The organism is Streptomyces sp. NPDC057654 (genome assembly GCF_042800135.1).
Taxonomy (GTDB): domain Bacteria; phylum Actinomycetota; class Actinomycetes; order Streptomycetales; family Streptomycetaceae; genus Streptomyces.
On sequence record NZ_JBHVHQ010000478.1, the window covers coordinates 1 to 6,550 of the forward strand.

A 6,550-nucleotide genomic window follows, 5' to 3' on the forward strand; every position below is an offset into this window, starting at 1 on the left:
AGCCAACGCCCCTCGGCGCCGCCGGCGGGCCCCGGCCCGTACAAGCGGTCACGCCGGTCAGGCGGTGCCCGGCGGGGCCGACGCGACGGGCGCCACGAGGACGTTGCCGCTCGTGCGGGCGACGATGAAGGCGCCGGGGGCGGCGGCTTTCGCGCCGAGGGCGATCCGGTGGCGGCCGGGTTCCAGACGGCCGTCGAAGACGTCGTACGCGCGGGGCCGGAGGAGCCGGTCGACGCGGTAGCCGAGGAGGGACACCCGGCAGGGGGCAGCCACCTCCACCTCCGCTTCCCCCGCCCGTCCGCTGCGATGCGCGGTGAGCCGGGTCAGCCGGCGCTGCTCGCGCGGGCCGCGCTCCAGTGCCTCCTCGATCTGCGCGACGCGCTGCCCGACGAGCAGCACGCGGCGGGTGGGCAGCTCGTGGGGGCGGTCGCCGTCGGCGAGCAGCCGCTCCAGCTCCCCGCGGTACTCCTCGCCGCGGAAGCGGAACGGGCCGACGCCCGCGTAGCCGTTGCGCTCCAGGTCCGGCGTCGTGTCCGTCTGCCAGGCGAAGTCCCGCCAGACGATGTCGGGGCCGTCGCGCTCGATGACCGCCGTGACCGCGCCGCACTCCAGCCCCTCGCACTCGGGGCAGCCGTAGATGACGAAGCGGCCGTCCGCGGGCGGCGCGTCGGTCTCCAGCAGCAGCCGCCGCACTTCGGAGGTGAAGATCGAGGGGCCCAGGTCGGACGCGAGCGGCGAGACCGCGTCGACGTCGGCGAGGCGCAGCAGCAGCGGTCTGCCGTCGACGATGAAGTCGAGGAAGTCCCGGTGGAGCTGGTAGGCGCCGTTGGCGAGCACACCTCCGGTGCGCGTCGCCGGCGCCAGCCCGAAGGTGACGTACTCCGCTGCCATATGCCGAGTATTCCCACGTGCGGACCGATCCGCGCCCGGCGGCGCGCATTCCGTATCCCGCGGCCGACCCTGACCCCCGGGGCGCTCGACCGGCGTCCAGCGGATAGCGTCCGGGTATGACTAGCGATGCGATCGTGATCGGCGGCGGGGTCATCGGTCTGACCACCGCCATCGTGCTGGCGGAGAGCGGGCGGCGGGTCGAGGTGTGGAGCCGGGACGCGGCGGCGGACACCACGTCGGCGGTGGCCGGCGGGCTCTGGTGGCCGTACCGGATCGAGCCCGAGGAGGCCGTCGGCGCCTGGTCGCTGCGGTCGCTGGAGGTGCAGACCGAGCTGGCCGCGGACCCGGACGAGACGGGCGTACGACTGGTCGACGGGGTGCAGGGCGGGCTGGACGTCGCGGAGCTGGGGCCTTGGGCGCGCGATGTGCGGGGCCTGCGGCCGTCGAAGGCCGAGGAGCTGCCGCGCGGTTATGAGAGAGGGCTGCGGGCGCGGGTCCCGATCATCGACATGCCCAGCCACCTGGCCTATCTGCGGCGACGGCTGGAGGCGGCGGGCGGCACGGTCGCGGTCCGCGCGGTCTCCTCGCTCGCGGACGCCGGCCGGGCGGCCCCGACCATAGTCAACTGCACCGGGCTCGGTGCGCGCGACCTGGTGCCGGACCCCGGCGTGCATCCCGTGCAGGGACAGATCGTGGTCGTCGAGAACCCGGGCATCGCCGAGGGGTTCTTGGCCGCGGACCACTCCGCCTCGGACACGATGTACGTGCTTCCGCAGCCGTACGGGGTCGTGCTCGGCGGCACGGCGCGCGAGGACGTATGGGACCGCGAGCCGGACCCGGCGACGGCCGCGGCGATCGTGGCACGGTGCGCGCGCGTCCATCCGGGGCTGGCGGACGCGCGCGTCGTGGAACACCGGGTGGGACTGCGGCCCGGACGGTCCCAAGTACGGCTGGAGGCCGAGGAGTTGCCGGGCGGCTCCCGGGTGGTGCACAACTACGGGCACGGGGGCGCGGGCATCACCGTGTCCTGGGGCTGCGCCCGGGAGGCCGCCCGGCTGGCGGTCGGCTGACGCCTGCGCGCGGGCGGGCGCGGGCATGGCCGGTCGGCCTGGGCCTCGCGGCGTGCGAGGCCGACTCGGCTCGGCGAGGTCGATGGCGTTCGTCCGCTGCCGCCCTTCTCCGGGACGAGTTCGGCCTCAGGAGTGGAGCTCCCACTTCTGGTTGGAGCCGCCGGTGCAGTCCCAGATCTGGGTGGGGGTGTTGTCGGTGGTTTTCCTCTCCAGGACGTCGAGGCATTTGTCGGCCGGCAAGTTGACGATGTCGTGGGTCGCGGCGTTATACGTCCAGTGCTGCGCGCCCGTGTCGTTGCAGTCGTGGAGCCGTATGCGGGTACCGACGCCCGTGCCGCCGCCCAAGGCGTCCAAGCACTGGCCGAGGGCCCGGATGGTGTCGTCACGGCCCACGGTCCAGTGTTGTGAGCGGGAGCCGTTGCAGCGCTGTATTCGAACTGGGGCGTTCGGGCCGGCCGCGTCGAGGCACTTGCCCGCGAGACCGACGAACGCGCCCGCGGGGCTGGGTTTCGACCCCGATCCGGCAGTACCGGGCCACAGCCATGAGGGCCGCCATAGCCCAAGGACCAACGCGACGAGGACGAGAACCCCGGCCGCCCCGAGTGCGTAGCGCCGTCGCCCCGGCCGCCACCGTAGACGGCGGCGCCGGGTCGGGCGGAGAGGCTGGGAGACGAAGGCGTCCCTGACCACGGGCGAGCCGTCGGAGAGGGGGACCCGCGCGATGACGACCTGGTACTGCAAGTCCGCGTGCATGCGCGGGGTCTGTCGGGCCCCTTCGTGCCGCAGCGTCTCGTAGACGTAGTCGTAGAGCTCGGTGACGGTGATCCGCCCGTCGCCGTCGATGTCGGCCGCCCCGCTGCGCAGCCCCTCGATCACCGCCCCGGTGAAGCGCGAGGGCGTCGGCCCCCGCTGTTCGAGCACCTCGCCCTCCCAGGCGTACTCGGTGCGGCTCGTGGCGGTCAGCACCGCCACGCCGTGACCGGCCAGTTCCTCTTCCACGTGCACGGCGTCGTCGCGCTTGGCGCCGGGGAGGTAGGCACCGCTGTAGCAGCAGTCGAGCAGCACCACGATGCTTCGGGCCCGGCACCGTTCTATCTGGGCGTGCAAGAAACCGGCCGGGACCGCCGTGGACGCGGGCAGGTCCTTGTCCGTGTCCCGGGCGGCGAAGTGGAGCTGCCCGTCGTCGTCCTTGATCCCGTGACACGAGATGTGGACGAGTAGGAGATCCTCACGCCCTCGCCCCCGGAAGAATGTCTCCAACGCCCGGGTGATCTGGTACGCGGGCAGATCGAGCAGCGTGGTCACCTCGAAGTTCCCCACCTGCGGGGCGCGCAGGACCGCAGCGAGGCCTTCGGCGTCGTGCACCGGCGAGCGCAGGGCGCGGAGCGTGGCGTTGTCGTAGGTACCGGTGGCGATCAGCAGTGCTCTCCGCTCACCTGCCATCGTGGTCTACGCTCGCCCGCGCGTTCAAGAAGCCTTCGATAAGCCGCTGCTGGTCCTCCGGGGAGGCATGCCCCAGTTCGATGCTGCGGCCGTCCAGAGTGACGGTGACGCTGCGGACGGGACGGTTCTGCATCCATGTCTCCACCGCGTGCAAAGCGTCGCGCACCAGCAGCGGAGCCAGCGATACGACGAGTGCTCCGACGGCGAGAGCCTGACCGGCCTTGGCGCGCTCGGGCAGCGCCCCCGCGCCGGCGATCCGCACGTCGTCGATACCGCGCTCCAACAGATGGCGGCGCAAGTTCATGCTGAGCTCGTGCAGCTCTTCGTGGTCGGCGTCGTCGATGCCGACCACGCGTAAGCCGATGTTGTCCACTGATCATCCGCCTCCCTGAACCCCCGTACCGGCAATAGACCAGTCTATGAATGCATCCGCCTCATCGGCAGTGGTGCGGCGCCCGGGGGCTACGGTGATCGGCCCTGGTGGGGCGCTCCCGGTTCATGACTGGATGGGGAGCGCCCCGTTGCGCTGTCAGGGGGCGGGGAAGGTGAGCTGCTCGACGCCGGGATGGACGGGTGCGGGCCGGCGTGACCGTCGGGGACCGCGCCGAGGCAGCTGCTTGACGTGGCGTCAACCCTTCTTCGCCATGGCCGACTTCACATCGTCGAGCACGGCCTGGGCGGCGAGGGGGCCGCCCGAGCTGTTCCAGGCCGAGCCGTCGATCACCACGACGTGGTGCTTGGAGACGGCCCTCAGCTTGTTGAAGTTGGGGACCCCGCCCGCTTCCTTGAGCCCCTTCTCCCCCGCGGCCTTGTCGCCGAGCGCGCCGAAGAACAGCCAGTCGCCGTCGATGGAGTCGAGCCGCTCCAGGCTCACGGGTTCGCTGTGGCCGGAGCTCTCGCCCTGCTGGTCCTTGGGGCGGCTCAGGCCGAGGCCGGCGAGGGTGTCGCCGACGTGGCCCTTGCCCTTGCCGACGACGGAGGGCGCGCCGTTCTGCCAGCGGATGACGCTGGTGACGGCCCCGGCGTTGCCGCCCAGCCCCGCCTTCACGTCCTTGACCTGCTTGTCGAACCCGGCGAGCAGCTTCTCGCCGTCGGCCTTCTTGCCCAGGGCGTCCGCGGTGGCGGTGAAGGCGTCCTTCCAGGGGGCGTTGAGTTTGGCGGTGAGCACGGTGGGCGCGAGGCCCTTGAGCTTGTCCTGGACGCGCTTGGCGCCGACGGTCTCGTCGAGCAGGATGAGGTCGGGCCGCATGGCGGAGAGCTTGTCGAGGTCCGGCTCGGCGACATTGGCGACGATCTTCGCGGACTTGGCCTTCTCGGCGAGGTAGCTGGCGACGCCGGACTGGCCGCGGCCGCTGGTCGCGCCGATCGGCTCGACGCCGAGGGCGAGCGCGGCGTCGAGGGTCGGCTCGCTGAGCGTCACCACCTTCTTGGGCGCGGCGGGCACCTCGACCTTCTTGCCGTTGGCGTCGGTGACGGTGCGCTTGTCGGAGCCGCCCGCCTTGTCCTGCGTCCCGTCCTTCGAGTCGCTGCCGCAGCCGGTGAGGGCGAGGCTGCCGGCTATGGCGGCGACGAGCAGGGCGGCGGTTCTGCGGAACTGCATGGGTGTTGCTCCTTGGCTTTGCGTGATGTCGGTAGGGGTGACTGGTTGTGGGGGCTGGATACGGCCGTGGGCGCGCCGTCCGGCTGATCGTGTGTCAGGCGTGCTCTTGGCTGCCGAGCAGGCTGACGAGGCCCTCGGCCAGCCCGACCGACCAACAGACGTAGTCGTGGCCGCCGTTGAAGTCCGAGCCGCTGACGTCGTAGCCGCGGGCGCGCAGCGCGGCGCGCAGCTCGCGGGTCTGTTCGAGCATGCCCCACTCGTGGAGCCCGACGTCGAGATGCAACCGCAGCTCGCGCGGGGCGCCTTCGGTGAAGCGGCGCGTCATCCACGTCGTGGTGCCGGCGTGTTCGTCGGTCGGGCGCCACCACAGCGAGGAGGACTGGGCGAGCACCTTGCCGAAGCGGTACGGCGCGGAGTACCCGGCGTACAGCGCGGTCAGCCCGCCCAGGCTCTGGCCCGCGACGACGGTGCGGGCCGGGTCGAGCGCTACGGGCAGCCGCTCCGCCGCCCAGGGCAGCAGTTCGGCGGCGAGGAAGTCGATGTACGCCGGGTTTCCGCCGAACTCCGTTCTGCGGGTGGGGTTGTCGACGGCGTGCGGGGCGAGCACGGTCAGCGGCGGGATGGCGCCGTCGGCGATGAGGTTGTCCAGGGTGTTCTCGATGCCGATCTGGCCGAACCACATGTCGCCGTCGAGCAGGACGAGGGTGTCCGTCCCGCCGCCGGGTACAGGCGGCTCGTACGTCCATACCTCGCGCTCCGAGCCGAGCGCCGCGCTGGCGACGCGGTGCTGCCGTACCGTGCCGCGCGCGACGCCGTCGCGGCGGGTCTCCCACGGCCGGGCCGGGGCCTCGGGCAGCTCGAAGGCCGAGCTGGGACGGCCGTGCCAACGGGTGGGCACGGTGCGGGTGTTGTGGGGGTCGCGTACGGCGGTGTCGGCCAGGCGCTCCAGTTCGGAGCGTGCGAAGCCGGTGGTGTCGGGGGCGATGCGGTACGAGCCGCGGTGGTCGGCGCGGAGCCGGTAGGTGAGGTGCCAGACGTCGGTGCCGGGCAGCCGGCGCATGAGGCTGGCCGCGAGGTCGCAGCGGTCGAGGAGCCGGTTGACGAGCAGCAGGACCTGCCGGGTCTCGGTGTCCCCGCGCCAGAGGAAGGTGACGGCCCGGTGCCCGGGGTCGCCTTCGATCGGCTCGGTCATCGGCGTGCCGGTCGTCCGCACCTCGTTCCAGAACGCGCCGAGCACGGCGCTGCGCGCGTTCCAGGACCGCGCCGCCGCCATTTCGCGGGCGAGCCGCGTCAGCCGGGGGCTCTCGGTCGTCTCGACCGGCACGGGCCGGGGGGAGAGCGGCGGCTTGTCGGCCCCCGTCACCACCGGCCGTCCGGCCATGACCGCGACTCCGGTCGCCACCCCGGCTGCCGCCGAGGGGCCGGTGAGGGGTGCCCCCGTGCCCGTACGGCGGCTCCCGTCGGAGCCGAGCGAGGCGTTCGCGGGCGCGACGGCCCCGTACCCGCCGGCGGTGCCGGAACCGGCGACGCCGGACCCGTCCGGTCC

At 72.8% G+C, this 6,550-nt stretch carries 6 protein-coding genes; 1 reads left to right on the plus strand and 5 read right to left on the minus strand.

Going from position 1 to position 6,550, the window contains the following annotated elements:
- Positions 1 to 57: 57 nt before the first annotated feature.
- Entirely contained in the window at positions 58 to 891 is an 834-nt protein-coding gene (locus ACFU99_RS28300) for an oxidoreductase (protein ID WP_384397277.1), read from the minus strand.
- A gap of 116 nt (positions 892 to 1,007) precedes the next feature.
- Between ACFU99_RS28300 and ACFU99_RS28305 the strand changes: the two genes are divergently transcribed.
- Positions 1,008 to 1,961 (plus strand): NAD(P)/FAD-dependent oxidoreductase, encoded by a 954-nt coding sequence (locus ACFU99_RS28305; RefSeq protein WP_384397280.1) that lies wholly within the window; start codon positions 1,008 to 1,010, stop codon positions 1,959 to 1,961.
- A 126-nt stretch (positions 1,962 to 2,087) separates the two neighbouring features.
- Here ACFU99_RS28305 and ACFU99_RS28310 read toward each other — a convergent pair whose 3' ends face one another.
- From ACFU99_RS28310 to fes, 4 genes are all read right to left on the minus strand, one after another.
- On the minus strand, positions 2,088 to 3,404 hold the full coding sequence (locus tag ACFU99_RS28310) for a ricin-type beta-trefoil lectin domain protein (RefSeq protein WP_384397283.1): 1,317 nt from the start codon (positions 3,402 to 3,404) through the stop codon (positions 2,088 to 2,090).
- Positions 3,394 to 3,777 (minus strand): hypothetical protein, encoded by a 384-nt coding sequence (locus tag ACFU99_RS28315; RefSeq protein ID WP_384397285.1) that lies wholly within the window; start codon positions 3,775 to 3,777, stop codon positions 3,394 to 3,396. The genes ACFU99_RS28310 and ACFU99_RS28315 overlap by 11 nt, the downstream gene beginning before the upstream one ends.
- 255 nt (positions 3,778 to 4,032) lie before the next feature.
- Positions 4,033 to 5,004: an ABC transporter substrate-binding protein gene (locus ACFU99_RS28320; protein ID WP_384397288.1), complete on the minus strand. Its 972-nt coding sequence runs from the start codon at positions 5,002 to 5,004 to the stop codon at positions 4,033 to 4,035.
- A gap of 94 nt (positions 5,005 to 5,098) precedes the next feature.
- Complete coding sequence (fes, locus tag ACFU99_RS28325; protein ID WP_384397291.1) at positions 5,099 to 6,385, minus strand: enterochelin esterase; 1,287 nt, start codon at positions 6,383 to 6,385, stop codon at positions 5,099 to 5,101.
- Positions 6,386 to 6,550: the final 165 nt, after the last annotated feature.